This is a genomic window from Dysgonomonas reticulitermitis, from assembly GCF_054601275.1.
Genome location: NZ_BAAHWU010000112.1, coordinates 1 through 1900, shown reverse-complemented (window position 1 = coordinate 1900; position 1900 = coordinate 1). Strand labels below are relative to the sequence as shown.

1 protein-coding gene is annotated in these 1900 nt (G+C 43.4%); it reads right to left on the bottom strand.

What is annotated here, in order from left to right:
- Positions 1 to 72: 72 nt before the first annotated feature.
- Complete coding sequence (locus tag ACYPZI_RS15870; protein WP_459603338.1) at positions 73 to 1743, bottom strand: IS1634 family transposase; 1671 nt, start codon at positions 1741 to 1743, stop codon at positions 73 to 75.
- Positions 1744 to 1900: the final 157 nt, after the last annotated feature.

The following is a 1900-nucleotide window of genomic DNA, read 5'->3' as shown; positions in this document are numbered from 1 at the left end:
CCTGACTTCGACGGTATTTTTTTGTAATCGCATGATTTTCAGTGGTGTAAAATTTCGTTCGTCCACTACATTTTACATCTTTGTTTCCAACTTAAATGGTACTACATGCCTTTTCAGGTGCATTGCCTGATATATTTTCAGTGCATCCGTTGAAGTTTTAGATGGTATGACATACTTATTATTATTCGTTATATCCTTCACCACACTTTCCTGTATCCGCAATAGTTCGTCTTTAATCCTTTCGGCAGAAAAATTTTCATTGATTTCTTTCTTGATGCGGTGTTGTAGAAAACGTATTAGTGAAAATGCAACAAAGCAAATCGCCAAATGAGAACGTACCCTGTCGGCTGACCAATGAAAGACGGGACGCACACGCAAATCATGTTTGGTAATGCGGAAAGACTCCTCCACCTGCCATAGTCCATGGTATTGGCTCAGGATAGCCCCAGCATCCATCTCTTTTTTGTTGATATTGGTAAATACACCATGAAGCCCATCCCAAAGGGCTTCCCTTTCTAATTTCTCCTGATTGACACTAACCTGGACTTCTCCATCCATTGTCAGGTACTTCTTATAACCGTAGTTGCTAATCAGGGATTTGGGATTTTTACTTTTCTCAAGTTTTTCATTGAGTTTAATGACCGCTTTTTCCCTGTCACTCCTGTCTTTTTCTGCTCGTTTGGTGCTATGGCTGACAATCAACCGCCGGTTTTTGGTATAGTTGTAAGAAGTCAATCTGATGACTTCATTTTCTTTCTCTATTCTTTCGTAGTCTGTGTTGTCCAATATCCTGTTTTTCCATTTATCGGACAAGCCTTTCAGGCGTGCGCCTAAGATGAAATCGTATTTTTGTTTCTCTAACAATTCAATATTGGGTTTAGAGAGCAATCCGCTATCGGCAACTACAACTGCCCGTTTGACGTGGTAACGGTTCTTTATCTTATGGATGGCATGAGCAAATGTGTCTCCTTCGTACATGTTGCCGGGGAAGACTTCATAACCTACAGGAAGACCCTCGCGTGTAACCATCAGGGCTAAGAGAACCTGTCCCTGATTGAACTTGTGGTCTTTGCTGTAACCGAAACTGCGTAGTTCATCTTCTGTAAAGCTCTCAAAATACAGGGTGGTGCAATCGTAAAACAAAAGGTTGATTTCTTCGGTCAGCAAGCTGCGGGAATGCCACCAGCAGATCTCTTGCAGCTTATTAATTTTACTTTCGCCCAGGGTGTCCATCATCCGGTAAACCTTCTCCAAGGGAATCTTAATCCCAAAGTCACGTTCCAACAACTCGGTGGAAGAACGTTTGCTGCATGGTTTTGCCAAACGGGCCATGACGATGTCTTTCATCACAGAACCACTTACCGGACATGAACGGAATACTTTATTAAAGCCGATTTCATCATAAAGGCTTCCATATATCTCATGGACACCGCTAACGATACGGGCTTCTTCCCTGAGTTTACGCATGTTTACCGGTAGAGGGCTATCATCTCCCAGGGAACGCCTGCGACTTGAGATAACCATCTCTGCCAAAGTCGGGGCAGGAAACAGGTTGGGCTTCCAGTTGACTTCCATTTCACTGAGGATATGTTCTGCCAGCTCTGTAAAGCGTTCCAAGTCTTCAGGGGGCACAGTAGCCACTGTTCGCAAGGTCTTCTGGCGAACCTTGCCTGATTCCCGGATGTTCTCAACTATAAAAATAGTGATCTTGCCGTTTTCCCGCTGTTTTGTCCTGACAAACATGCCGCAAAGTTACGGCCATTTAATCGTAACTGAAAGAAAATCACACACTTTGTATCACCGTCCACTACAAAGGAACTTGGTCGAAAAATACGGGATAAACCGCTGGAAATCAATATCAGCTATGGCTAGACTGGGAAAGGTACCGTCAAAGTCAGGA

What these genes read in the sequence shown, in the direction of transcription:
- ACYPZI_RS15870 (WP_459603338.1), bottom strand. Translation starts at nt 1,743, where the DNA reads ATGTTTGTCAGGACAAAACAGCGGGAAAACGGCAAGATCACTATTTTT.